A 26,097-nucleotide genomic window follows, 5' to 3' on the forward strand; every position below is an offset into this window, starting at 1 on the left:
ACGCCCTTGGGCATGCCGGTGGAACCGGAGGTGTAGATCACGTAGGCGAGGTTGTCACCGTCGAGCGCGACGTTCGGCGCGCTGTTGCTCAAGTGCGCCCATTGCTCGGTACGATCAATGGCCAGGGTCTCCAGCCCATCGGGAACCGGCAGTTGCGCCAGGGCGCGGGTATGGCTGAGCAGCAGTTGCGCGCGGCTGTCCTGCATCATGTACAGCAGGCGATCACGCGGGTATTCGATGTCCAGCGGCACGTACACGCCACCGGCCTTCAGCACCGCGAGGAACGCCACCATGATCTCGGCACTGCGCGGCATGGCAATCGCCACGCGCACTTCCGGGCCGACGCCACGGGCAATCAGTGCGTGGGCCAGGCGGTTGGCCTGGGTGTCGAGCTCAGCGTAACTGAGGGTTTGCGCATCGAACTTCACCGCCACCGCATCCGGAGTCTCCCGGGCACGGTCGGCGACCAACTCATGCACCAGCCGCTGGGACGGGTAGCCGGCATCGGTGCAGTTCCACAGTTGCAGGATGTGCTGCTGCTCGTCCTGATCCAACACGCGCAACTGGCCGATGGCTTGAGTCTGATCGGCCACCATCGCCTGCAACAGGTTCTGCCAATGCCCGGCCATGCGCGCGATGGTGGCGGGCGCAAACAGGTCGGTGGCATAGCTCAGGGAGGCATGCAGCGCCGTCGGGCTTTCTTCCACGTCCAGCGCCAGGTCGAACTGGGCCACGCCGTCATCCCAGCCCAGGACCTCGATGTGCAGGTCGGTCAGTTGCTGCAACTGACGCTCGGCGGACGTTACGCGGTGGTTGAACAGCACCTGGAACAACGGGCTCAGGCTGAGGCTGCGTTCCGGATGCAGTGCTTGCACCAACTGTTCGAACGGCAGGTCCTGATGGGCCTGGGCGTCCAGGGAGCGCTGGCGCACCTGGCGCAGCAGTTGCTCGACGCTCATCTGCCCGTGAAGGTCGGCCTTGAGCACTTGGGTGTTGACGAAGAAACCAATCAGACCCTCGGTTTCCAGGCGGTTGCGGTTGGCAACCGGCACGCCGACGCGCACGTCTTCCTGGCCACTGTAGCGATGCAACAGCGCCTGGTAGGACGCCAACAACACCATCGGCAAGGTGACGCCGGCGTTGCGGGCCAGGGTGCGCAGGCCTTCCAGCAGACCTGGCGCCAAGTCGATGCCCAGGCGCGCACCGCGATGGCTTGGCAACGCCGGGCGCGGGAAGTCGAACGGCAGCTCCAGCACCGGCTGCTCGCCGCCCAACTGTTCACGCCAATAGGCCAGTTGACGCGTTTGCTCGCCGGCCTCCATCCAGTTGCGCTGCCATACGGCATAGTCGGCGTACTGGATCGGCAACGCCGGCAGATCGGGGGTGTGACCCTGGCTGAACGCGGCGTACAGCTGCACCAGTTCTTCGACCATCAATTGCATCGACCAGCCATCGGAGACGATGTGGTGCTGCACCAGCACCAGCACGTGGTCGTCCTCGGCCAGGCGCAACAACGTGACCCGCAACAGCGGCCCGCGCAGTAAATCGAAGGGGCGTGCGACCTCGGCGGCGACGGTAGCCTTGAGGTCGGCATACTCGCAGGCGCCCCGGTCGATCTCGATCCGGCCGACCGCTTCGATGACCTGCACCGCGCCCGTGGCCTCCTGGCGCAGGTGAGTGCGCAGGCTTTCATGGCGGGCCAACAAGGTGTCGAAACTGCGCTGCAGTGCGACCTGGTCCAGTGGGCCCTGTAGACGCAAGGCACTGGGGATGTGGTAAGCGGCGCTGTGCGGGTCCAGTTGCCAGAGGAACCATTGACGCTCCTGGGCATAGGACAACGGCAAGGGGTGCGTACGGTCAGCCTTGAGCAGCGCCGGTGCGGTGCTGCCCTCCTCGCCCAGAGCGCGCACGAAATCGCCGAGCAAGGGCTGCTCGAACAGGGTCTTGAGCGCGACTTCCAGCGCCAGCGCCTGACGCACCCGCGACACCACCCGCGTGGCCAGCAGGGAGTGCCCACCCAGCTCGAAGAAATGATCGTCGAGGCCGACCTGCGGCACCTCCAGCACCTCGGCCCAGATCGCCGCGACCTGTTGTTCGCGCGCGGTCACGGGCGCCAGGTGCCCCTTGTGCAACTGCCCGGCATCGACCTTGGGCAAGGCCTTGCGGTCAAGCTTGCCGTTGGGAGTCAGCGGCAGGCGCTCGAGGACCAGCAAGTGCGACGGCACCATGTAATCCGGCAGCCGCTCGCGCAGCGCGGCTTTGCAGGCCTGTGAATCCACCGTCGTGGTGGTCACCAGGTAGGCGATCAAGCGGTCGTTGTCCGCCAGCACCACGGCTTCACGCACACCTGGGTACTCACGCAGGCAGGCTTCGATTTCACCCAGCTCGATACGGAAGCCGCGCACCTTGACCTGATGGTCGACGCGGCCGATGTACTCGACCACGCCGTCTGCGCGGTAACGCGCCAGGTCGCCGGTGCGGTACAGGCGTGCGCCAGGCGCGCCAAACGGGTCCGGTACAAAACGCTCGGCGGTGAGCGCCGGCCGCGCGTGATAACCACGCGCCAGGCCGACCCCGCCGATCAGCAGCTCGCCGGCCGCGCCCTGCGGGCAGGGGGTAAGCCCGGCATTGAGGATGAACAGCGAGGTATTGGCGATGGGCCGTCCGACAAAAGGCTGCGCCTCGTGCAAGCGATGGGCCGCCGACCAGATGGTGGTTTCCGTCGGCCCGTAGAGGTTCCACACCGGGCCTTGCAGATCGAGCAGGCGCCGGGCCAGGTCAGCCGGCAGCGCTTCGCCGCCGCACAGGCACTGGATACCGCGCAGCAGGTGCGCACGCGGGCTGTCGAGCAGCATGCGCCAGGTCGACGGCGTGGCCTGCAGCACGCTGGCTGCCTGGCCGTGGGCGAGGTCGAGGATGGCTTCCGGGTCGGAGGCCACGGCCTGCTCGCTCAACAGCACCGTCGCGCCGACACTCAGCGGCACATAAAGCTCCAGGGCGAAGATGTCGAATGAGAACGTGGTCAACGACAACAGGCGCGCAGCGCCGCCAATGGACAAGGTATCGGCCATGCCGCAGGTAAAGCTGCACAACGCCTGGTGCCGCACCATCACGCCTTTGGGCGTGCCGGTGGAGCCGGAGGTGTAGATGACGTAGGCCAGGTGCTGCGGCGTAATGTCTACCTGCGGATTGTGTGCGTCACCGTCGCAGTCGTCGGTCAGCAACACCTGCAGGTCTTGGGGCTGCAGGAGACGATCGCGCAAATGCGCCTGGGTCAGCAGCACCCGGGCATCGCTGTCTTCGAGCATGAACGCCAGGCGGTCCGCCGGGAACTGCGGATCAAGCGGCACATAGGCGCCGCCGGCCTTGAGGGTCGCCAGCAGGCCGACCACCATGTCCAGCGAGCGCTCCACATGCACCGCCACCAGCACATCGGGGCCGACGCCCGCCGCGATCAACCGGTGCGCCAGGCGATTGGCCCGGCGGTTGAGTTCGGCGTAGCTCAGGCTGACATCATTGAAGCGCAGTGCGATGGCATCCGGGCGGGCGAGCGCTTGCGCCTCGAACACCTGGTGCACGCACTGTTCGCGCGGGTAATCGGCTGGCGTGTGGTTCCACGCCTCCACCATCTGCTGCCACTGCGGCGCACTGAGCATCGCCAGCTCGTCGAGCGCCTGTGACTCATCGCGCACCACGGCGCGCAGCAGGTTATGCCAATGCCCGGCCAGGCGTTCCACGGTCGCCGGCTCGAACAGGTCGGTGGCGTACGTCAGCGACGCCCACAGGCCATCTTCGGACTCTTCGGTTTCCAGGTTCAGGTCGAACTGAGTGGTGTGGGCGGCCCAGTCCAGCGCCTGCAATGCCAGGCCCTGCACGTGCACGGGGCCAGCGCGCAGGCTGTCCTGATGGTTGAACATCACCTGGAACAGCGGGTTATGGCTCAGGCTGCGCTCGGGCTGCAAGGCTTCCACCAGTTGCTCGAATGGCAAGTCCTGATGCGCCTGGGCCTCGAGGGCGCGCTCCTTGACCTGGGCCAGCAACTGCGCGAAAGGCATTTGCCCGTGCAGCTCGGCCTGCATGACCTGGGTATTGACGAAGAAACCCACCAGCCGTTCGGTTTCCAGGCGCGTGCGGTTGGCGATCGGCACGCCGACACGGATCTCGGACTGACCGCTGTAGCGATGCAGCACGGTCTGGAACGAGGCCAGCAACAGCATGAACAAGGTCACGTCCTGACGCTGGGCCAACGCCTTGAGTTCGGCCACCAGCGGGCTGTCCAGATGGATCTTCTGGCGCGCGCCGCGATGGCTTTGCACCGCCGGGCGCGGATGGTCCAGAGGCAGCTCCAGCACCGGGTGTTCACTGCCCAGGCGCGCGCACCAGTAATCGAGCTGGCGCTGTTTTTCCCCGGCCGCCATCCAGTCACGCTGCCATTGGGCATAGTCGGCGTACTGGACCGGCAACGCCGGCAATGCGCAGTCGCCCTGGTAGAGCGCCACCAGCTCATCGACCATCACGTGCATCGACCAACCGTCGGAGATGATGTGATGCTGAGTGACCACCAGCACATGATGCTGCGCCGCCACTTCCAGCAATTTGATGCGCATCAGCGGGCCACTGCGCAGGTCGAAGGGGCGCTGGATTTCCTCGACCACCGCCTGTTCGATCGCCCTCACATCGACGCGCTGGCGCTCGATGGTCACTGCCAGCGCTGGATGGATGACTTGCAAGGTCTGCTCGCCCTGTTCCACAAAGGTGGTGCGCAGCGGCTCATGGCGTTGTACCAGGGCCTGGAACGCGTGTTCCAGCGCGGCGATGTCCAGCTGACCGCGCAGGTGCAGGGCGGTGGGAACGTGATAGGCCGCGCTGGCGGGGTCCAGTTGCCAGAGGAACCATTGGCGTTCCTGGGCGAAGGACAACGCCAGCGGCCCGCCGCGTTCAATAGCCACCAACGGCTGCGCCGTGCTCATCTGCAACGCCGCACAGGCGTCGGCAAACGCGTGCAGGGTCGGCTGTTCGAACAGCGTACGCAATGGCACTTCCAGGTTGAGCGCATGCCGTACCCGGGAGATCACCTGGGTGGCCAGCAACGAGTGGCCGCCGCGCTCGAAGAAGTGATCCTCCAGGCCGACCTGCTCAACCTGCAACACCGCCTGCCAGATCGCCGCCAACTGGCTCTGCAGCGCGGTTTGTGGCGAAACGTAGGCCTGGGTGTACGGGTTCAGGTCCGGCGCCGGCAGTGCGCGGCGGTCAAGCTTGCCGTTGTTGTTCAACGGCAAGGCATCGAGCACCACCCACTGCCCGGGCACCATGTACTCCGGCAGCGACTGACGCAAACGGGCCGCCAGGGCCTGTGTGTCCAAGGCGATGCCCTCAGCGGGCACCACGTATGCCACCAACTGCGTGCCCGTTGCGCTCGGCAGCGCCAGTGCTGCCGCTTCACGCACCTGCGGCAAGGCTTGCAGGCCGGCCTCGATTTCGCCGATTTCGATACGCAAGCCGCGAATCTTCACCTGATGGTCGATACGCCCGACGTACTCCAGCGCACCCGCCTCGTTGTAACGGGCCAGGTCGCCACTGCGGTAGAGCCGCGCACCGGGGACGGCGGAAAACGGGTCGGGCAGGAAGCGCTCGGCGGTCAGCGCCGGGCGGTCGAAATAGCGCTGGGCCAGGCCGGCTTCGGCGCCGATGCACAATTCGCCCACGCCATCGGTCGCCAGCAATTGGAAACTGCTGTCGAGCACGTAGAGCGAACGCCCTTCAATCGCGTGCCCGATCGGCACACCGAACGCGTCGCTGGCATCATGCAGTTGGCACGCGTGCACGCTGGACACCACTGTCGCCTCGGTCGGCCCATACGTGTTGACCAGCCGCACAGCGCCCAATCCGGCGGCATGCCAGGCGCGCAGGCCTTCGACGGACATCGCTTCACCGCCCACATGCACCTGGCGCAACTGGCCCAGGGCGCGACGGTCCATGGCGCATTCCTTGGCCAGCAGGTACCAGTAAGCGGCGGGCAAGTCGGCCAGGGTCACGCCCTGTTCGACGATCTCCCGCGCCAGTTGCCCGGCGTCCCACAGGTCATCGCCACGCATGATCAGCGCCGCGCCCACGCACAGCGGCGGGTAGCACTGTTCGACAAAGCCGTCGAAGCTGAAGGTCGCGAACTGCAGCACGCGGTCCTGTGCGCTCAACTGGCTGTACACCACGGCGCTGTCGCAGAACTGGCCGAGGGCGGCATGGTCGATGGCCACGCCTTTGGGCTGGCCAGTGGAGCCGGAGGTGTAGATCACGTACGCCAGGTCCGCCGCTGCGGCGTGATTCGGCGGATTGGTTGCCGGGCAGTCGGCCAACTCAACACCTGTGGCGCTGAACTCGACACGGGTCAGCCCGGCCGGCAACGGCACATCGGTCAGCAAGCCGGTTTCGCTGAGCAGCAGGTCCAGGCGACTGTCCGCGAGCATGTAGGCCAGGCGCTCGGTGGGGTATTTCGGGTCCAGCGGCACATAGGCCGCGCCGCTCTTGAGCACCGCCAGCAGGCTGACGATCAGTTGCGGACCGCGCCGCGACGCCAGGCCCACGCGCTGGCCGGGGCCGACGCCCAGTTCCAGCAGGCGGTGGGCCAGGCGGTTGGCTCGTGCGTTGAGCTGGGCGTAGCTCAAGCGTTCGCTGCCGGCCTGCACCGCCAGTGCGTCCGGCGTGGCCTGGGCCTGGGCAGCAATGCGCTCATGGGCGTGTTGATCACGTCGGGCGGTGGCGGGCAACTGGCTGAGGGCAAGCACATCGCGCTGCGCGGTGGCGTCAAGCAGGCGCAGATTGCCCAGGGGGATGTGAGCGTCGGCCAGCAGTTGCGCCAGCAGATGCTGCAGGTTGTCCCCCAGCCGCGTGACCTGAGACGCGCTGAACTGCGCACGGTCGTAGCTGAACTCCAGGCGCAGGCCGGTGCCCAGTTCGATACCAAGGGTCAATGGGTAATGGGTGCGCTCATGGTTATGCAGCGGCCCGAAGGTCAGGCCGGCCGGCGCGCCTTGTTTCAGGGCTTCGGCCACCGGGAAGTTTTCAAACACCAGCAGCGTATCGAACAGCGCGGCGCCTTGCTGGCCGGCCCAGCCTTGGATGTCGTAGAGCGGCACATGCTCGTGATCACGCAGGCTGAGGTTCTGCGCCTGCAACTGGCTGAGCCAACTGGCGGCCGACTGCGCCGGCGAGGCGGCGCTGATGATCGGCAAGGTATTGATGAACAGGCCCAACTGCTGCTCGATCCCCGGCAACGGCGCGGAACGCCCGGCCACGGTGGCGCCGAACGCCACGCAAGCCTGCCCGGTGTAGCGTTGCAGCAGCAGGCTCCAGGCACCCTGCAACAGGGTATTGAGGGTCACCTTGTGCTGGCGGGCGAACTCACCGAGGTTATGAGTGAAGTGACTGCCCAACACGACGTGATGCTCCGCAGTACCCGAACCTTCAACCGGCGCGCGCAGCGCTTGGGCCAATCGCGTCGGCGCCTGCAATGGCGCCAGCTCGGCTTTCCAGAATGCTTCGCCGTTGCCTTGCTGTTGCAGCCAGCCCAGGTAATCGCGAAATTGCCCGAGCGGTGCAGGCACGGTCTGGGCCGCATAATGAGCAAGCACTTCGCCGAGCAATTGAGCGTTGCTCCAGCCATCCATGAGGATGTGGTGGCTGGTGAAAATCAGGTGCCAGGTCGTTCCCGCACCACGCACCAGCCTCAAGCGAAACAGCGGCGCGGCGTTGAGTTCGAAGCCGCGCTCACGCTCGGCGTTGGCCAGGGCATCGAAATCGGCATGGGCGTCTTCAATCACTTGCAGTTGCAGGTCGACCTGGCGCTGGATCACCTGATGCGCGCTGTCCAGGCCCAGCCAATGGAAGCTGCTGCGCAGGATGTCGTGGCGGTCCAGCGCGGCCTGCCAGGCGCGCCCGAACGCGAGCAGATCGAGACCGTCGATGTCCAGCCGCAACTGGTTGATATAGGCCTGGGCCTCGGGCTCCAACAGCGTGTGGAACAGCATGCCCTGCTGCATCGGCGACAGCGGGTAAACATCCGCGATGGCCGGCCCGGCCACCGGCAATGCATCCAGTTGCGCTTGGGTGACGCGTGCCAGGGGGAAATCCGCTGGCGTGACCTGCCCGGCCGGCGTGGCACAGCAATGTTCGATCAGAGCCTTGAGTTCAGTGGCGTATTCATCCGCCAGGCGCTGGATGGTCGAGGTGTCGAACATCTCGCGACTGAAGCCCCACTGCAAGGCCAACTCACCGCCATACACCTGCCCTTCCACCGTCAGCCAGTTGGCCAGCGGCGCCTCAGGGTCCTGAGCCTGGCCACTGCCCTCGCCGGCCGGCACGAACAGCGCCGACTCATCGAACTGGCGGTCGAACTGGCCCAGGTAATTGAAGGTAATGCGTGGTGCCGCCAGCCCGGCCAGGGATTCGCGGACTTGCGGCGCGCCGAGGTAGCGCAGCAGGCCATAGCCCAGGCCCTTGTCGGGGACGGCGCGCAGTTGCTCCTTGACCGCCTTGATTGCGCCGGACAGCTCGCCATCGGCTTGCAGGCGCAGCGGAAACAGGCTGGTGAACCAGCCGACGGTGCGGGTCAGGTCGATGCCATCGAACAGGTCTTCGCGACCATGCCCCTCCAATTCGATCAGCGCGGCGGGTTGACCGCTCCAACGACTGACCACCCGCGCCAGGGCGGTGAGCAACAGGTCGTTGACCTGGGTGCGATAGGCCGCCGGCGCCTCTTGCAGCAACTGGCGCGTGTGCTCGGCATCGAGGCGCGTTTCCAGCTTGGCCCCCAGGCGATTTTGCAGGCCGCCCTCCGGGTGATCGCACGGCAACTCGGCATCGATCGATTGCGCCTGCCAGTACGACAGTTGGTGATCGAGGGCCTGCGCATGGGCTTGCAGCCGCTGCGCCCAGTGCTGGTAGGCACTGGTCTTTGCCGGCAACGTCTGTTCGCGATAAGCCTGTTGCAGGTCTTCCAGCAGGATGCGCCAGGACACCCCGTCCACCACCAGATGGTGCACCACCAACAGCAAACGCTGGGTACCGTCGGCCATGTCGACCAGAACCGCGCGCAGCAGCGGGCCCTGCTCCAGATCGAGGCTGCGCTGGGCCTCATCGCACAGCGCGGCCAAGTCGGCGTCGCTGCCGGCACGCGCCTGCCACAACACTGATGCGCCGACCTGCGCGGCGTGATGCTGCTGCCAACCCTCGGCCTGCGCCACGAAGCGCAGGCGCAGGGCATCGTGATGCTGGATCAATTGCATCACCGCCGCGTCGAGCCGGGCGGACTCCAGGGTGTCACGCGGGGTCAATAGCAATGACTGGTTCCAATGCTGACGCGCCGGGATCGCCTGAGCGAAAAAGCCCTGCTGCACCGGCGTCAGGATGACCTCACCGCTGACCGGGCCTTGATCGATAGCGCTCAGTTGATCGAAGCTCGCCACCATCGCCAGGCTGCGGATGCTCTGGTACTGGAACAGGTCGCGCGGGCTGAGGCGGATACCGGCCTGGCGGGCACGGCTGACCACCTGGATGGAAATGATCGAATCGCCGCCCAGTTCGAAAAAGTTGTCATCCAGGCCGACGGCCTCGATGCCTAACACGCTGCTCCAGATCGCGGCCAAGGCTTGTTGCAGGGCGTTTTGCGGAGCGGCGAACGCCTGCTGCGGCGCAGCGTCCGGCAGCGGCAGCGCCTTGCGGTCGAGCTTGCCGTTGGCGGTCACCGGCAGCTTGGCCAGCGTGATGAAATGGGTCGGCACCATGTATTCCGGCAGGCTGCCGAGCAGCCATGCCTTGAGGTCGCCAGGGGCATCGCCTTCAAGGACCAGATAAGCCACCAACTGCTTGCCGCCGTGTACCAGGACGACGGCTTCGCGCACCTGCGGGTGCTGCATCAGGCGCGTTTCGATCTCGCCCAGTTCGATGCGCAAACCGCGCAGCTTGACCTGGTGGTCGAGGCGGCCGAGGTATTCGATCACCCCGTCGGCGCGCTGACGCACACGGTCACCGGTCCGGTACAGGCGCTCGCCGGCCACGAATGGGCTCGGCACGAAGCGCTCGGCGGTCAGCGCCGGGCGGCGATGGTAACTGCGCGCCAGCCCGGTGCCGCCCAGGTACAGCTCGCCCGAGACACCGGCCGGTACCGGATTGAGCTGGGCATCGAGCACGTAGGTGCCGAGGTTGGCAATCGGCCGGCCAATGGGCACGCTGTCGGCGCCCTCGTCGATGCAGGTCCAGTGGGTCACATCGATGGCGGCTTCGGTCGGGCCGTAGAGGTTGTACAAGGCCGCATTCGCCAGCTTGGCGAACACCTGGCGCTGCGCGTCCAACGGCAACGCTTCGCCGCTGCAGACAATCCGCTTGAGGCTGGCGCAAGCGTCTACGCCTGGCTCATGGATGAACGCCTGCAACATGGACGGCACGAAGTGCACGGTGGTGATGGCGTGCCGCTCGATGGTCTCGATCAGACGTGCCGGCTCACGGTGCTCCCCCGGCGCGGCGACCACCAGGCGCGCGCCGGTCATCAGCGGCCAGAAAAACTCCCACACCGAAACGTCGAAGCTGAACGGCGTTTTCTGCAGCACCGCGTCGCTGCCATCGAGTGCATAGGCCTGCTGCATCCAGCACAGACGGTTGACCAGCGCACGATGGCTGTTACCCGCGCCCTTGGGCTTGCCGGTGGAGCCGGAGGTGTAGATCACATAGGCCAGGTTCAACCCATGAAGAGTGACGTTCGGGGACGCGGTGCTGTAGGCGTCGAGCCAGTCGGCCGGCTGATCCAGGGCAATCACCTGGATCCCTGCGGTCGGCAGTCGCGCCAACAGGTTTTGCTGGCTGAGCAGCAGCGTGATGCCGCTGTCTTCGATCATGTAGGCCAGGCGCTCCCCAGGGTATTCAGGGTCCAGCGGGACGTAGGCGCCGCCTGCCTTGAGGGTGGCCAACAGGCCCACGACCATGTCGATGGAACGCTCGGTACAGATACCCACCAGCCCGTCCGGGCCGACGCCTCGCTCGCGTAATGCATGGGCCAATTGGTTGGCGCGCGCGTCAAGCTGGGCATAGGTCAGGGCGACCTCACCGAATACCAGCGCTGGCGCATCCGGCGTGCGTTGGGCCTGGTCTTCAATCAGGTGATGGATCGCGCGTTCGGTTGGGTACGGCCGGGCTGTCTGGTTCCAGGCCTTGACCAGCCCCTGCTGCTCTTGAGCGCCCAGCATCGGCAGCTCGCCGATGCGCTGTTCACCGTCCGCCACCATCGCCTGCAACAAGCTGATCCAATGGCGGGCCATGCGCTGGATGGAAGGCGCGTCGAACAGGTCGTTGGCGTACGTCAGCGCGGCATGCAAGGTGCCTGATTTTTCATAGGTGTCGAGGGTAAGGTCGAACTGCGTGGTGCGACCTTGCCATTCCACCAGGGCCAGTTCCAGGCCGGAGGCGGTGCTGACGGAGGCGATATCCGCCACCAGCGGCTGATGGTTGTACATCACCTGGAACAGCGGCGTATGGCTCAGGCTACGCTCGACTTTCAAGGCTTCCACCAAGCGCTCGAAGGGCAATTCCTGATGAGCCTGGGCACCCAGGGCGTGTTCCTTGATGCTTTGCAGCAGTTCGGCGACACGGGTTTGCCCGGTCAGCTCGGTGCGCAGCACCTGGGTATTGACGAAGAAACCGATCAGCCCTTCGACTTCAGTGCGATTGCGGTTGGCGATGGGCACGCCGACGCGGATATCGCCCTGCCCCGTGTAGCGATGCAGCAGCACATTGAACGCGCCGAGCAGCAGCATGAACAAGGTGACGTTGTGCTTTTGCGCGCACGTGCGCAGTTGCGTGGCCAGCGCCGGGTCGACCTCGAAAGTGTGTCGCGTGCCCTGATAACTGGGCATGGCCGGTCGTGGACGGTCAGTCGGCAGCTCCAGCACCGGGTGTTCATCGCCCAGGCGCGCCTGCCAGTATTGCAGCTGGCGCGCCTGCTCGCCGGCTTCCAGCCAGCGGCGCTGCCAGAGGGCGTAGTCGCTGTACTGGATCGCCAGTGCAGGCAGTTGCGGCGCCTCGTTGCGTTCATGGGCATCGTAAAAACGGATGAACTCGTCAATCAACACATTCATCGACCAGCCGTCGGAGACGATGTGGTGCAAGGTCAGCAGCAACACGTGCTCGTGTGCATCGAGCCTGAGTAGCTGCACGCGCAGCAGCGGGCCGTGTTCCAGGTCGAACGGCAACAGCGACTGACGCGTTGCTGCCGCGTTGACTGCCTGCTCACGGTCACCAGGTGCCAAGGTGCTGAGGTCCAGGTGCTCGACTACCCGTGACGGTTCGATGGAGACCTGGACCAGACGCTCATCCGCCTGCCGCTGAAACACCGTGCGCAAGGTTTCGTGGCGCGCCACCAGGCTGGCGAACGCCTGATCCAGGGCGTCCAGGCTCAGCGCCCCCTTCAAGCGTACGGCGCCGGGCAAGTTATAGGCGCCGCTTTGCGGGTCCAACTGCCAGAGAAACCACATGCGTTGCTGCGCGTAGGACAGCGCCTGGCGATCCTCTGCCTCCACCCCCGCCGGAATCGGAAACCGGGAAAAATCCACGCCTTCTTTCTGCAGGGCCTGCAGGAACACTTGGCGTTTTTCCAGGGGCAACCCGATAAACCGGCGAGCAAGTTTCAAGGAGTCTTCAGCATTCATTTGTTGGAGTCCGGAGCAATAGGCAGGAAGCACAAAGGCACGTCGTCCCTATAAAACGAACCGCAAAGGGAAAAATTAGCGAGGAGTGAGGGGCTGAAGGCGAGGTGTCATCAAGGGTTACATCAATCTCAAGAAAGACCCACCAGACCGAGCTAGCATTGACGCACACCACTTTTTGCAACTACATTTAGTTACACGCAGGGAACGCCGTGTCCAAAAATGAAAAGCTGCTCGCCAAACTGCTCAACGAGCACATGGCATTCACCTGGTCTGAACTCGTAGTGCTGTTACGCCGACTGGGCTACACACAGATTGAAGGGGCTGGAAGCCGGGTCAAATTCGATATCGGCGACCCCAGTGCACTGATCACCCTGCACAAGCCTCACCCCGGCAACGAACTGAAACACTACATTCGGCGCCAAATCATCGAACAATTGAAATCAGGAGAACTGATTCAGTGAACAACCAGCTGAAACACAAAGGTTACATCGGCTCCATCGAAGCCAGCCTCGAAGACAACTGCCTGTTCGGCAAAATCCTGTTCATCAAGGCATTGGTGAGCTACGAAGGCAAAACCGTCGCCGAATTGGACGCAGCCTTCAGAGAGGCGGTGGACGATTACCTCGCAACCTGCCAGGCCCTGGGGCAAACACCGGAAAAGCCTTGCAAGGGCTCCTTCAACGTACGCGTCGGCCATGACCTGCACTTGGCTGCAGCCTTGGCGGCGAACCGTAAGAAAGTGACGTTGAACGACCTGACACGCCAAGCGCTGAATGAGTTTCTACAACATCATTGCCCGGCGATTGGCTGACTACCCAACCGCCGATACCCCAGCACAGCCGAAGCCAACACCACCAGCCCCGCCGCCAGCGCCACCCAGAACCCGCTGGCGGCGCCAGCGTGGTCAATCATCCAGCCCGAGCTTGCGGCGCCAATGGCCACGCCAATGCTCAGACCGGTGATCAGCCAGGTCATGCCTTCGGTGAGGCGGCTCGGTGGGACCACCTGCTCCACCAGCGCCATGGACACGATCAGGGTTGGGGCGAAGAACAGACCGGAGATAAAGATCGCCACGGCCAGACCCGGAATATCGGTCACCCACAGCAACGGCAATGTCGTCAACGCCGTGGCCACGCCGCAGAACAGAAACTGTCGGGGCAACGAGGCCTTGAGCTTGAGCGTGCCGAAAGCCAGGCCGGCCAGGCAGGAGCCGATGGCGTACACCGATAGCACGATACTCGCCGCTGCGGGTTGGCCCTGATGCTGGGCAAAGGCAACGCTGACCACATCCACCACACCGACAATCACCCCCATGGCCAGCAACAGGGTCATCAGGATCAGCACCGAAGGCGAGGCAATCAGCCAGCGCCCATGGTGGTCGTGGTGTGGATGCACCGGCGGTTCGGTCTCGCGCTGCAGCACGAAAGTGGTCACGCCCACCGCCAGCAACAGCGCCGCCACCAAAGGCCCGGCCTCGGCAAACAGCACCACGCTCAGACCGACCGAAATGGGCGGGCCGATGATAAAGCACACCTCATCGAGCACCGACTCCAGGGCGAAAGCGGTTTGCAGCCTGGGCTGACCGCGGTACAACTCGGTCCAGCGCGCCCGCACCATGGCCGACATGTTGGGCATGCAGCCGGCCAGCGCGGCGAACAGGAACAACGTCCAGTTCGGCGCCTGCAAACGCGTGCACAGCAGTACCATCAACAACGCGCCACCACCGATCAGCGCGGCGATAGGCAGCACCCTGCCCTGGCCGTATCGATCCACCAGACGTGATACCTGCGGTGCACAAAGTGCCGTGGCCAACGCGAATACCGCCGCCACCGCGCCCGCCAAGCCATAACCGCCATGCACCTGCGAGAGCATGGTGATCAGGCCGATACCCGTCATGGAGATCGGCATGCGTGCCAGCATGCCCGCCAGGACAAATGCGCGAGCGCCAGGCACCTGGAACAATGCGGCGTAGGGATTTGCCATTGATGAAGCGCCTTCTCTCCTTGGATGGGGCAACCTTGTATCACACCAGCCGCTTGATCTGCTTATGCCGCCATACCAACCGGTAATAGGCCGTCTGCAACACCAGCATCGCCAGGTAAGTCACCGGAAACGCCATCCACACCCCTTCCAGGCCAAAGTGCGCATTGAACAGGTACGCCACCGGCAATTCCACGCACAGCACACAGAAAATCGAGATGGCGACCGGCATCAACACCACGCCGCTGGCGCGCATGATGCCGCCGATCACGGCCTGGAAGCCAAACACCAGGATGCTCCACAGCATGATGTGCAACAGGTGCTCGGCGTTGACGCGCGCGGCGGCGTCGGTGATGAACAGACCCAGCAGCCAATGCGACAACCCATAGCCGAGCACGATCAGGCCACCGGTGAGAACGGTGTTGATCAACAGCCCGGTGCGCAGGATCGGCCCGATGCGCTCCAGGCGCCCGGCGCCAATGGCCTGCGCCCCCAGGATCGAGGCGGTGATGGCAATCGACAGCGCCGGAAACTGCACGTAATTGACGATCTGCGTCACCGCGCCGTACGCCGCCGTTGCCTGGGAACCATGGCCGTTGACCAGCGCCAGGATGACCAATTCGGACAACGACAGCACCACCATCTGCAAGCCGGTAGGCAAACCGATGCGCAGGACCTTGCCGAGGATCGCCCGGTCCAGGCGCAGGGCCGCGAGCATGTCGCGATCCGGCGCCATCACGTGGTGCTTGTGACGCAGGCGCAGCATCAGGAACAGCATCGCCAGGGCATTCCCCGCCAGCCCGGCGTACGCCGCACTCTGGATGCCCATGGGCGGCAGGCCGATCCAACCGCGGATCAGCGCCGGCGTCAGCAACAAGCCCACCAGCGTCGACACCATCAGCGCCAACAACGGCGAGACCGTGTCGCTGACGCCGCGCAGCAGCTGGGTATAAAGGATAAACACCAGCAGCAGCGGCATGATCAGCATCATCACCTGGGCATAATCCACCGCATCGTCCAGCACATCGACGGGGGTTCCCAAGGCCTGCAACGCAGGGCGCGCAAACAGCCCCCCCAGTACGGCCGCGAGCACGCCTATCAGTGCGCCAAGGGTCAGCGTGGCGCCGGTGATCACCTTGACCAGTCCCGTCTCCCGGGCGCCCCAGGCCTGGCCGATCAACACCGAGGCGCCGGCACCCAAGCCAATCACCAGGGCAATGAAGAAAAAGACGACGGGGAACATGCCCGACACCGCCGCCAGCGCGTGGGTACCGAGCATCTGCCCAACGTAGATGCCGTTGAGCGTACCGGAGAAGCTTTGCAGGAAGTTGGAGAGCACCATCGGTGCCAGAAAGAATAAATAAACCTGCCACAACGGTCGTTGCTGGGTGACTTGCATGATGATCCGGGGCCTTGAATGCCGGTAGTTTTCGTCAACTGCTTGAGTGTATTGGCGCCGGCGCCGATGGCTGCCTCCTGACTGACAGGAAACAGCCTTCAGCGATCAGTCGACGCTACTCGCCCGCAGAGGCGCAAAGATTACCAGCAAACGCGTCAGCGCAAGAATTGAATCACACGAACGACTTTTTCTGGAGCATATAGTCGATATTAGCCATATCAAAACGCTGGTCTTCGTAACCGACGCCCCCTTTACTGTTGGTGCCGATATCCAGCTCTCGCAGCAGTCCCGGGCGGTTGAGCAACTCAAACGCCACTTCACGTGCTTGCGGGCTGAATGTTCGGTCGGACGGGACGAGACCTGCCGCCTCTTTGAGCTCGTTGACGTTACTGTAATTGTCATCCCCGCCGGCGGTAAACTGTCTGAAATTGTCCTTCACCGCCTGAAGAAGTCCTTCGTCGCTGACAGTGCGGTACTGACTCGATGCATCACCCAGATCCTGCCGAGAGATAGCGCCGTCGAGCTTGCCACTGCGCCCCTGGTCCAGGGTCTTGAACAAATCACCTCGTTCCATCAATTCCTGAGCAACCAACATATCCGCCTGACTGACAGGCCGCCCGCCCTGGGTATACCCCGAAGCCGCAGCGCTCAGTGACGCGTCAGTGATTCCCCCCGACACGGGGTCTTGCAGGGCGCCGAAATGAGAAAGCACCTTGGCCGAGAACGATTCGTCACTGTCATTGGCATAGGGTCGACCACCGGCCATCAACGGGCTCCATTGCTGGTTACCTTGCGCGCCCATATAAGACGGCGGTTGCGATGCATACGCGCGCATCTGGGGCTGCTGCGACTGCCAGCCTTCCATGCCTCGCGGCCCACCGGATGCAGGTTGCGCGTTAAACTGGGGAGAAAATTGCTGATTTATTCTTTGCTGTTGCATTGCGCCGTTGTAACGCCCTGAAAACCCATTGCCGGGCTGTTGCATCGCGCCGTTGTAATTCCCTGAAAACCCGTTGCCCGGCTGTTGCATCGCGCCGTTGTAATTCCCTGAAAACCCGTTGCCTGGCTGTTGCATCGCGCCGTTATTCCCCACAGCGAACCGATTGCCTGACATTGGGGAATACCCACTTGCCTCTTGCTGAGACAACTGACCGATAGCGAGCTGCATATCCTCGCGGTTAATCAGGCCATCTTCCTGAGCGCCATTTTGAACACCATCAAACAGGCTTGCGAGGCCGGGCCGACCCAATATATCCCTGGCAAGCAACGTCATCTGGTCATCATAACCGCCGTTTCCCAATGGACGATTGGCCACATCAGCCAGTGAGTCTCGCGACGCGAAAGAAGTTCCAGGCGATGTGAAATACTCGAAGTTTTGACGCAGCAAATCTGCAACGGCCGAATGGGAATAATTGCTGGTCATTGCGCCGGGCATGTTCTCCATCGCATTGCGCCCATTCCCCGCTGACGAGAAATCGTAGTTCTGCGCGGGCGGAGGCGAATAGAACGGTTGGTTCAAGTAAGTATTCATCATGGCAACACCTCATGTCTTGGACGTGACAACGGCCTGACCAAACCAACAAGCGCTCGGTTCAGCTGCCTTTTGGTGGCAACTGAAAACAGTGCAGTTCCAAACAGACATAGGGTTTTCTCGCATCAGAATTGGACTACTCATCCCCCCCTGCGAGGGCCGGCGACGTGCAGGATCAAACGGATTGATCTGCGGCCCGATCGCCACCGCCGTTGCGCTGAACACGCAGCTCTAACAGCGTCTGGCGCATCTCGCGGTGGCGTTCGGTATTGAGCAGAAGCAATCCGCACAGCGGACATACGATACCCAGCGAATAGGCCAAGGTATGGGGATGGTACTGAAGGGTCGGTACCACCAGCATCAGACACATCACAAAATAGCCTGCCAGGACAATGCCCGCCCAATGCCGCCCGCATACCATCATGACATTGGAAAACACTGCAACAGTCGCCAACGCGGCCAGACTCCACCCTGACATCTGCGCGTTGAGCGACGGGTCGAGCCTGCGCAGACAGGTCGAATCATCCAATACCGTCACCAGGATGCCTGACACAATCGCCATGGCCGTTGTGCCGACAACCACTGCCAGGTAGCGGCGCAAAACGCTGGCGATTGAATCACGCGCTTTCAGTACGCTGGAAGCCATTCCCTTGATCCTGAACTCAATGAAAGTTCAGAGCGTAAAGAATCCCTATCCTTAAGGAATGTAGGGAAAATTCCATTTCACGGCGGGACACTTCCTGATATGGCTTCCAGCCCGCGCCTACTGCGGGGCAATCGGCAGCGCGCGTTTATGCGCTGTCTGGCCGTACGCCGCCTCGATAATCGCCCTCCCCCGCTCGCTAACCGGCTCGCCCATCAGGTACGCGTCGATCTCTGCGTACGAGCATCCATAGGCATCTTCATCGAGTTTCCCCGGTGCCAGTTCTTCAAGATCCGCAGTCGGCGGTTTTTGCACCAGGTTCGCCGGCGCGCCGAGGGCACTGGCAAGCAAGCGCACCTGGGATTTGGTCAGGCCGGACAACGGTGCCAGGTCGCAGGCGCCGTCGCCGAATTTAGTGAAGAAACCCATCAGCGCTTCGGCCGCCTGGTCGGTGCCGACCACCAGGCCATTGTGCAGGTTGGCAACCGCATACTGCGCGACCATGCGCGCGCGGGCCTTGACATTGCCCTTGATGAAATCGCGTTGTGCGGCACTGGCTTGTGGCGCGGCCAGGCTGGCCATCAGGCCGTCGACACTGGCGGCGATGTCCAATGTGTCGATATGGTCCGGCAGGATAAAATCCAGGGAGGCCTGGGCATCCTGTTCGTCGCCCTGGGTTTTATAGGGCAGGCGCATGGCGATAAAGCGTGCGGCGTAGCCTTCGTCGCGCAGTTGCTGCACTGCCAGCTGGCACAGGCGGCCTGCGAGCAAGGAGTCGACACCGCCGCTGATACCCAGCACCAGCGCCTTGCAGCCAGAAGCGCGCAACGAACGCTTGATGAAATCGATGCGCCGTTGAATTTCCCGAGGCTCGCCACCTGTGACCAGCGAGCGGTCGACGTTCAGCTCACGGGCGATCCGTTCTTGAGTGTGCATGTCATACCTCCACGCTACCAACGTTGAATACCTGTGCCGCGTATTGCAAAAACGACGGGTCTTCGCAGACGTTCTTGACCGGGTCATCGGAAAATTTCACGACCGGCTCACCGTGTACCCGCACCAGCTTCATTACGATGCTCAGTGGCTCCACGCCGTCCACATCACAGGCAAGGCTGGTGCCCATGCCAAAGCCGAACCGGGCCTTGCCGCGGATATGCCGCAGGATCGGCAGGCATTTTTCGAAATTCAGACCATCGGAGAACATAAGGTCTTTGGTCATGGGGTCGATACCGAGTTCCTTATATCTGGCCAGGACCTTGTCGGCCCACACGATGGGGTCGCCGGAGTCCTGGCGCAGACCGTCGTAGAGCTTGGCGAAGTACAGGTCGAAATCCTTGAGGAAGAAATCGGTGCTGATGCAATCGGTCAGGGCCATACCAAGCCGGCCACGGTACTCACGCACCCAGTTTTCCAGTGCGGCGTTCTGGCTTTCGCGCAAACGCCCCAGTTGCTGGTGCACCATCAGCCATTGATGGGCCATGGTGCCGATCAGCGGCAAGTCGAATTCATAGGCCAGGTGTGCGTTGCTGGTACCGAGGAACTGGCCGGGGAAGTCGCGGCGCATGATGTCCACCACTTCGCGCTGGGCCTTGAATGACAGGCGCCGGCGCGTGGAAAAGTCGGAGACGCGCAGGTCGGCGAGCTCATCACGGCTGAGGTTTTTCTCCAGCCAGTCGAACTTCTGGTAGAGCTTGCGGGTGACGTCTTCGAGGGTGACGTCGGGGTACTTGTCGCGGTTGCGCAGCTCGCTGACCAGCGCCAGTACCGGTTGCTCGAACATGATGCAGTGCAGCATCGGGCCGATCACCCGGATGTTCAATTGCCCGTCCACTTCACTGACGTGGATATAACGCAGGTTGAAGCGAAACAGCCCGAGGAAGCGCTCGTAATCCGGCGTGAGGTATTCGCGAAAGCGCGGGTTGAACAGGAAGCGCAGCTCGCCTTCACGCATCTGCAGGCCGGCAAGCTTTTCCAGCTCGGCGCGCAACGACGGGATCAGATGGCCGAGTTTTTCCCTGGAGCGGACGATGAAGTTGTATTCCACGTCCACATTGGGGTGCTGGTGCAGCACCGCCTGCATCATGGTGAAGGTGTAGTAATCGGTGTCGAGCAAGCCCTGGATCACCGGGGACTCGTTGTCATAGGCGCTTTCCATGGTGGATCTCCTTAACGCGTGGCCATCGCGGCCAGTTCTTCGCGGGTGCGGCTGATGGCAGCACCGGCCTTGAGCAACTCATTGACGGCCTGTGCACCGCCCTCCTCAGTGATGCCTCGACACGCCGGCAGGTGCAGCACCACCTGCAGCCCGGCCTTGAGCAGTTGCAAGGCGGTGGTCTTGACGCAATAGTCCAGGGCCAGACCACCGACAAGCACGCGGACGATACCCTGGGCCTTGAGGTATTCAATGACGCCGGTCGACAGTTTGTCGTGCAGATCGTGGTAGCAGGCGCCGTAGGGGTGCAGGTCGGGCTCGACGCCCTTCCAGACGAAGTAGTCGTAGTCATAGGGGCTGGGCAGTTCAGCCAGCAAGGTGAAGCCCTCGGTTCCCGGCACGCAGTGGCTGACCCAGGTGACATCGGCGTGAGCCAGGCCGGTGGGTTGCAGCATCTGGCTGTGCTGCGCGACCACCCAGGGCGCCTGCGGCGTGTGGGCGTCCTTGCTGCCGATGCGTCGCCCGGCGAGGCTGGCCATGTAGTTGAGTTCGGTGCCGATCAGATGGCCGCCGGCGACGGGCAATTCGTCGGGGCACAACGGCGTGAAACTCTTCTGGGCATCCACATCGAATGAAGCAATGGCGGTTTTCGCGAGGGTCATGGTGATTCTCCGGTGGCCTGGAAACAAAAGTACACGTCATGTACTTTCATGGCAACAGGTATTTTCATGACTGCCTCAGTTCGAGTACATGACATATCTGTCCGAAGCGTTAGACTAGGTGCCTACGTTGTAAGAAGGACGTCACATGCCATTGAGCCCCTACCTGCACACCGTCGACTTGTGCGTCGTGTGTTACTCCCGTGCCTGCGGGGAATTGAAGCTGTTGCTCAACAAGCGCGATGCCGAGCCCTTTGCCGGACACTGGGCATTGCCGGGTGTGGTGGTCAATGGCGATGTGCAGGACCTGAGCCTGCAGGATGCGGTGGAGCGGCTTCGCTCCAGTGACAAGGTCGGCCTCGATCTGGTCTGGAACGAACAGGTGGGCACCGTGGGCGATGCATTTCGCGACCCGCGCTGCTGGTCATCGTCCACTTACTACCTGGGGATCGTGGCCGAAGAAGTCGCGCTGGGCGGCCATCAGGCCTGGTATTCGTTGAATGCGGTAGCCGATGGCAGTATCAAGTTACCGTTTGATCACAACAGCCTTGTGGCGGCCGTGCAGGAGCGATTGTTTTCCAAATCGCTGTACAGCAGCCTGCCGTTGATGTTCCTGGGGCGTGAGTTCAGCGCACCGGAGGCGACTACGATTTTTTCTTTGGTGCTCGCCCGGCCGGTGCTCAAGACCAGTATCCGCCAGCGCTTGCTGAAACTGACCGAGGCCGGGTATCTGCGTGAAACCGGGCGCAAAAAGCAGGGTGAAGGCGGCCGGCCCCAGGCGACGGTGGACATGTTGAAGCCAGGAGAGATCTACTTCTTTGATCGCAGCTTTGCCGAATGACCTGAACAACGCATATCTACGGTGGGGCTGCTTGTCCGCTCCCACCGTGTTGATGGGTGCACGCCGCTAGTTCATCCAATTGCCGCCATCGACGTTGTAGGTCTGTGCGACGACATAGTCAGCTTCTTTCGACGCCAAAAAGATCGCCATGCCGGTCAGGTCTTCCGCCGTGCCCATGCGCCCGTAAGGCACCTCGTCCCCTACCCGTTTCTTCTTCTCGCCCGGCGCCAGGCCTTCATGCCTGGCGAACAGTGCATCCACCCCATCCCAGTGCTCACCGTCCACCACGCCCGGGGCGATGGCATTGACATTGATGCCCTGCCTGATCAGGTTCAACCCCGCCGATTGCGTCAGGCTGATCACCGCCGCCTTGGTCGCGCAATACACCGCCACCAGCGCCTCGCCGCGTCGTCCGGCCTGGCTGGCCATGTTGATGATCTTGCCGCCGTGGCCCTGGCGGATCATCTGCCGCGCGGCGGCCTGCAAGGTAAACAGCGTACCGGCGACGTTGATCGAAAACAGCCGTTCATAGCTGTCGCGAGTGATGTCGACGATGGGTGCCAGGTCGAAGAGTGCTGCGTTATTGATCAGAATATCCAGCTTGCCGGCACGGGCGACCACGGCGCCGATCGCCGCCTCGATGGAGGCCTGGTCGGTGACGTCCATTGCCACCGCGTAAGCCTGGGGGCCCAGTTCGCCAGCCGTCTGCTCGGCGCGCTGCAGGTTGATATCGGCAATGGCGACGGTCGCGCCTTCCCGGATATAGGCCTGGGCAAACGCGCGACCAATGCCGCGCGCCGATCCAGTGATCAGTGCGCTTTTACCTTCAAGTCGTTTCATGGCGATGTCCTCTGCAATCATGTCGGATTCCTGCCGGGACGATTACAGCAGTTGGAGCCGACCTCTCACAAACGCACCGCACACGCCCGACCGGTACTTTTTTAACCGACCTCAAGCGTGCAAAAAAGTATCAGTGCCAGATAGCACCGTGGGTAGCGCCGAGCCTGCCAAGGCGCGTATTTTGGCGGTTATCCAACATACAAGAGGCAGCCACATGCCCCTCCGCGCTCCCCTGTTCGAGCAACGCCGCGCCGAACGTGAAGTGATCCTGCCAGAGCCGCAGCACTGCTTTCGCTGGTTCGAGCATGACTATCCGATGGAGTTGGCGCGCTGGAATCACCACCCCGAATTCGAAATCCACCTGATCCGCCACGGCAGCGGCAAGCTGGTGGCCGGCGACTATATTGGTGCATTCGGTGCCGGGCATGTCGCGTTGATCGGTCCCGACCTGCCCCACGACTGGATTGGCGACCTGGCACCCGGCGAGTGCCAGCGCGGTCGTGACGTGGTGCTGCAATTTGACGGCGCCGCCCTTCTTGCCCTGCGCGAGGCCCTGCCGGAACTCGGCGACCTGCAGCCGCTGTTTGAACAGGCGCGACGCGGCCTTGAGTTCAAGCACGAAACAGCGGCGCAGGCGGCCCGGCTGATGGAAGCCATCGGCAACGCCCAGGGCCTGCACCGCCTGGTGCTGTTCCTGCAACTGCTCGACACCCTCAAGAACGCCCCGCCCCGACAGATCAAGGTCCTGGCCAGCCCGCGCTACGCCCCGACCCTGGACCCGCGCAGCGCCGACCGCATCAATCAGGCCTTCGACTACCTCATGCGTGAACTGAGCGGCGATGTGCGCCTGTCGGACATCGCCCGGCAACTGGAAATGAGCGAACCGGGCTTCTCGCGCTTTTTCAAACGCAATACCGGCCATGGTTTTATCGAGCTGATGCGCAAATTTCGCGTACAGCGCGCCTGCCGGTTATTGCTGCAAAGCGACAGGTCGGTGGCGGACATCTGTTTTGAAGTGGGCTACGCCAACCTGTCCAATTTCAACCGGCATTTTCGGATCGAGATGAACCAGACGCCGAGTGAATATCGGCGCGACACCGGCGCCACTTGGTCAGCCACCTCAAATAAATGACACCCAGGCATTTTCTGATCATAAGGACGGTTATTTCGGCCTTTTTCCAGCCGATTCAGGCGATTGACTAAAGTTGGTACAGCCTGTGCAAACGTTTGCGGAACGAACTTGGCCACCAGGTTCACCTCGCCCGAGCAATCGGGTTCAAACCGCGTACGAATAGGGATTTTCAATGCACCCCACCTCAACGCCTAGCGCTTGCTTCGGTGTTTCCTTGCTACTGGCCGCCGTTACGGGACTACTCAGTGCACCCATTTTGGCGCACGACCAACCTTCGGATGACTCGGCACAGGGCGAAACCCTCAGCCCCGAGGCCAGCCCGCCGGCGAAAAAAGGCGCTTACCTGTCCGAATGGTTCAACCAGGACCTGACGCTGATCGGCAGCAAGGACATCAGCTTCGGCCCCAAGCCCCAGGACGACGTCTACCTGGAATACGAGTATTTCGGCCGCAAGGGGCCGTTCGAGCTGTACGGCTACATCGACGTGCCAAAGATCCTCGGCATCGGTAACAGTAACGACAAAGGCGCGTGGGACCATGGCTCGCCCGTGTTCATGGAACACGAGCCACGTATCTCCATCGACTACCTGGCCGGTCGCAGCCTGGCGATCGGGCCGTTCAAGGAATGGTATGTGGCGTTCGACTGGATCTACGACCACGGCAGCAACAAAGAGAATCGCGCCAACACCCTGTACAGCGGCCTTGGCACCGACATCGACACCCACTCGCGGGTCAACCTGTCGGCTAACTTCTACGGGCGCTACCAGTGGGAAAACTACGGCGCCAGTAACGAGTATTCCTGGGACGGCTATCGCGCGCAGATGAAATACATCGTGCCCATCGGCAAGTTCGATAACGGTGCCTCGCTGACCTACATCGGCTTCACCAACTATGATTTCGGCTCGGACCTGCACAAGGACAACCCGGCGCGCACCGCCAATTCCCTGGTGGCAACCAACGTATTGCTCTACTCATTCACCCACCTGCGCTTCACCCTGGTCGGCCGTTACTTTCACAACGGCGGCAACTGGGAGGACGGCAGCGAGTTGAATTTCGGCGAAGGCAACTTTCGCGCCCGTTCCGACGGCTGGGGTTACTACGCCGGCGTGGGCTACCAATTCTGATCAAGGAGCTGCAGATGAAGACTTTTACCCGCCTCTCGATTGCTGCAGGCCTCGCCCTGCTGCCCCACGTGGTGCTGGCGGACAGCGCTGCGCCGATCAAACCCAAGGTGATGCTGATCACCATGTTCGCCCCCGAAGCGCAAACCTGGATCGAGCGCCTGGAACTCAAACAGGAGGTACGCGTGCCCGGCTTGTCCGCCGAGTACCCGGCGATTCGCTGCAACACCCAGGACGTGTGCCTGCTGGTGACCGGCATGGGCCAGACCAACGCCGCCGCCTCCACCCTGGCCCTGGCCCTGTCGCCCAAATTCGACCTGCGCCAGAGTTATTTCCTGATCGCCGGGATTGCCGGTATCAGCCCCCGGCACGGCACGATCGGCACGGCCGCCTGGGCGCATTACCTGGTGGAATTCGGGACACAATGGGAGCTGGATTCGCGGGATGCGCCCAAGGATTGGCCGACGGGTTATATCGGCATCAACACCAAGGGGCCCAATGAAAAACCGCCGCTGGACTACAAGACCGAAGTCTTCGAGCTCAACCCAAAGCTTCAGGCCAAGGCGTTTGCCTTGTCGCACAAGGTCGAGTTGACTGAAAGCAAAGAGTCCGCCGCCTGGCGCAAGCACTACCCCGCCGCCCCGGCCAATCAACCGCCCCAGGTCACACGCTGCGACACCCTGGCGGGCAACACCTGGTTCTCCGGCACCCGCCTGAGCGAACGCGCCGAGGTGTGGACCAAACTGCTCACGGACAACAAGGGCGAATACTGCACGACGCAGCAGGAAGACAACTCCACCTACGAAGCGCTGTTGCGCGCCAGTCGCGAAGGGCTGGTGGATATCCAGCGCCTGGCGGTGGTGCGCGCAGGCTCCGACTTTGATCGCCCGTACCCGGGCTACAGCGAAGTGGACAACCTGCTCAAGTACGCCGATCAGGGTGGGTTTGTACCGGCGCTGGAGAACCTGTACCGCACGGGGAATCCGCTGGTACAGGCGATCCTGAACAACTGGTCGGCTTGGGAAAAAGGCGTTCCAGAGGCCTGATACAGCTCAAAATGTGGGAGGAGGCTTGCTCCCGATAGCGGTGCATCAGTCAGTACGTGGTT

Annotated in this window: 15 protein-coding genes; 6 read left to right on the top strand and 9 right to left on the bottom strand. The window is 62.9% G+C overall.

Annotation, left to right across the window (positions count from 1 at the left end):
* A partial coding sequence (locus CIB54_RS24980) for a non-ribosomal peptide synthetase (protein ID WP_101221259.1) occupies window positions 1–12,692 on the bottom strand: 12,692 nt, incomplete at its 3' end.
* Window positions 12,693–12,901: 209 nt separating this feature from the next.
* Here CIB54_RS24980 and CIB54_RS24985 point away from each other — a divergent pair.
* Window positions 12,902–13,153 carry a type II toxin-antitoxin system HicA family toxin gene (locus tag CIB54_RS24985; RefSeq protein WP_101221260.1) on the top strand — a complete coding sequence of 84 codons (252 nt, stop codon included), beginning with the start codon at window positions 12,902–12,904 and terminating at the stop codon, window positions 13,151–13,153.
* Window positions 13,150–13,503: a type II toxin-antitoxin system HicB family antitoxin gene (locus CIB54_RS24990; RefSeq protein ID WP_065950953.1), complete on the top strand. Its 354-nt coding sequence runs from the start codon at window positions 13,150–13,152 to the stop codon at window positions 13,501–13,503. Before CIB54_RS24985 ends, CIB54_RS24990 begins: the two co-directional genes overlap by 4 nt.
* On the opposite strand, the gene CIB54_RS24995 is transcribed toward CIB54_RS24990, so the two are convergent.
* From CIB54_RS24995 to CIB54_RS25025, 7 genes are all read right to left on the bottom strand, one after another.
* Complete coding sequence (locus tag CIB54_RS24995; protein ID WP_065950954.1) at window positions 13,482–14,675, bottom strand: MFS transporter; 1,194 nt, start codon at window positions 14,673–14,675, stop codon at window positions 13,482–13,484. The two genes, CIB54_RS24990 and CIB54_RS24995, sit on opposite strands and share 22 nt — an antisense overlap.
* Before the next feature lie 40 nt (window positions 14,676–14,715).
* A complete protein-coding gene (locus CIB54_RS25000; protein WP_065950955.1) occupies window positions 14,716–16,071 on the bottom strand; it encodes an MATE family efflux transporter in 1,356 nt (451 codons plus the stop codon).
* Between the two features lie 172 nt (window positions 16,072–16,243).
* Window positions 16,244–17,605, bottom strand: coding sequence for a hypothetical protein (locus tag CIB54_RS27525; RefSeq protein WP_175413279.1), 1,362 nt, complete (start codon window positions 17,603–17,605; stop codon window positions 16,244–16,246).
* Window positions 17,606–17,777: 172 nt separating this feature from the next.
* Window positions 17,778–18,248, bottom strand: a complete 471-nt coding sequence (locus CIB54_RS25010; protein WP_101221261.1) for a hypothetical protein — start codon at window positions 18,246–18,248, stop codon at window positions 17,778–17,780.
* 117 nt (window positions 18,249–18,365) lie between these two features.
* Window positions 18,366–19,181: an ammonia-dependent NAD(+) synthetase gene (gene nadE, locus CIB54_RS25015; protein WP_101221262.1), complete on the bottom strand. Its 816-nt coding sequence runs from the start codon at window positions 19,179–19,181 to the stop codon at window positions 18,366–18,368.
* A gap of 1 nt (window position 19,182) precedes the next feature.
* Window positions 19,183–20,400 carry a nicotinate phosphoribosyltransferase gene (gene pncB, locus CIB54_RS25020; RefSeq protein WP_065950958.1) on the bottom strand — a complete coding sequence of 406 codons (1,218 nt, stop codon included), beginning with the start codon at window positions 20,398–20,400 and terminating at the stop codon, window positions 19,183–19,185.
* Between the two features lie 11 nt (window positions 20,401–20,411).
* Window positions 20,412–21,059, bottom strand: a complete 648-nt coding sequence (locus tag CIB54_RS25025; RefSeq protein WP_101221263.1) for an isochorismatase family protein — start codon at window positions 21,057–21,059, stop codon at window positions 20,412–20,414.
* Between the two features lie 145 nt (window positions 21,060–21,204).
* Here CIB54_RS25025 and CIB54_RS25030 point away from each other — a divergent pair, with 145 nt between their 5' ends.
* Window positions 21,205–21,897, top strand: a complete 693-nt coding sequence (locus tag CIB54_RS25030) for an NUDIX hydrolase (RefSeq protein ID WP_065950960.1) — start codon at window positions 21,205–21,207, stop codon at window positions 21,895–21,897.
* Between the two features lie 66 nt (window positions 21,898–21,963).
* On the opposite strand, the gene CIB54_RS25035 is transcribed toward CIB54_RS25030, so the two are convergent.
* On the bottom strand, window positions 21,964–22,737 hold the full coding sequence (locus tag CIB54_RS25035; protein ID WP_065951029.1) for an L-iditol 2-dehydrogenase: 774 nt from the start codon (window positions 22,735–22,737) through the stop codon (window positions 21,964–21,966).
* Between the two features lie 214 nt (window positions 22,738–22,951).
* Between CIB54_RS25035 and CIB54_RS25040 the strand changes: the two genes are divergently transcribed.
* From CIB54_RS25040 to CIB54_RS25050, 3 genes are all read left to right on the top strand, one after another.
* Window positions 22,952–23,869 (top strand): helix-turn-helix domain-containing protein, encoded by a 918-nt coding sequence (locus CIB54_RS25040; RefSeq protein WP_101221264.1) that lies wholly within the window; start codon window positions 22,952–22,954, stop codon window positions 23,867–23,869.
* A 172-nt stretch (window positions 23,870–24,041) separates the two neighbouring features.
* Window positions 24,042–24,992, top strand: a complete 951-nt coding sequence (locus CIB54_RS25045) for a nucleoside-specific channel-forming protein Tsx (protein WP_101221265.1) — start codon at window positions 24,042–24,044, stop codon at window positions 24,990–24,992.
* A gap of 14 nt (window positions 24,993–25,006) precedes the next feature.
* Window positions 25,007–26,035: a purine-nucleoside phosphorylase gene (locus CIB54_RS25050; RefSeq protein ID WP_101221266.1), complete on the top strand. Its 1,029-nt coding sequence runs from the start codon at window positions 25,007–25,009 to the stop codon at window positions 26,033–26,035.
* Window positions 26,036–26,097: the final 62 nt, after the last annotated feature.

The sequence above is a fragment of the Pseudomonas fluorescens genome, from assembly GCF_002837185.1.
Taxonomy (GTDB): Bacteria; Pseudomonadota; Gammaproteobacteria; order Pseudomonadales; family Pseudomonadaceae; genus Aquipseudomonas; species Aquipseudomonas fluorescens_AM.

Bases quoted from the DNA above. Each gene is read 5' to 3' on its own strand.
- CIB54_RS24995 (WP_065950954.1), bottom strand. From the start codon at position 14,675: ATGGCAAATCCCTACGCCGCATTGTTCCAGGTGCCTGGCGCTCGCGCA.
- CIB54_RS25000 (WP_065950955.1), bottom strand. From the start codon at position 16,071: ATGCAAGTCACCCAGCAACGACCGTTGTGGCAGGTTTATTTATTCTTT.
- CIB54_RS27525 (WP_175413279.1), bottom strand. From the start codon at position 17,605: ATGATGAATACTTACTTGAACCAACCGTTCTATTCGCCTCCGCCCGCG.
- CIB54_RS25010 (WP_101221261.1), bottom strand. From the start codon at position 18,248: ATGGCTTCCAGCGTACTGAAAGCGCGTGATTCAATCGCCAGCGTTTTG.
- nadE (WP_101221262.1), bottom strand. From the start codon at position 19,181: ATGCACACTCAAGAACGGATCGCCCGTGAGCTGAACGTCGACCGCTCG.
- pncB (WP_065950958.1), bottom strand. From the start codon at position 20,400: ATGGAAAGCGCCTATGACAACGAGTCCCCGGTGATCCAGGGCTTGCTC.
- CIB54_RS25025 (WP_101221263.1), bottom strand. From the start codon at position 21,059: ATGACCCTCGCGAAAACCGCCATTGCTTCATTCGATGTGGATGCCCAG.
- CIB54_RS25030 (WP_065950960.1), top strand. From the start codon at position 21,205: ATGCCATTGAGCCCCTACCTGCACACCGTCGACTTGTGCGTCGTGTGT.
- CIB54_RS25035 (WP_065951029.1), bottom strand. From the start codon at position 22,737: ATGAAACGACTTGAAGGTAAAAGCGCACTGATCACTGGATCGGCGCGC.
- CIB54_RS25040 (WP_101221264.1), top strand. From the start codon at position 22,952: ATGCCCCTCCGCGCTCCCCTGTTCGAGCAACGCCGCGCCGAACGTGAA.
- CIB54_RS25045 (WP_101221265.1), top strand. From the start codon at position 24,042: ATGCACCCCACCTCAACGCCTAGCGCTTGCTTCGGTGTTTCCTTGCTA.
- CIB54_RS25050 (WP_101221266.1), top strand. From the start codon at position 25,007: ATGAAGACTTTTACCCGCCTCTCGATTGCTGCAGGCCTCGCCCTGCTG.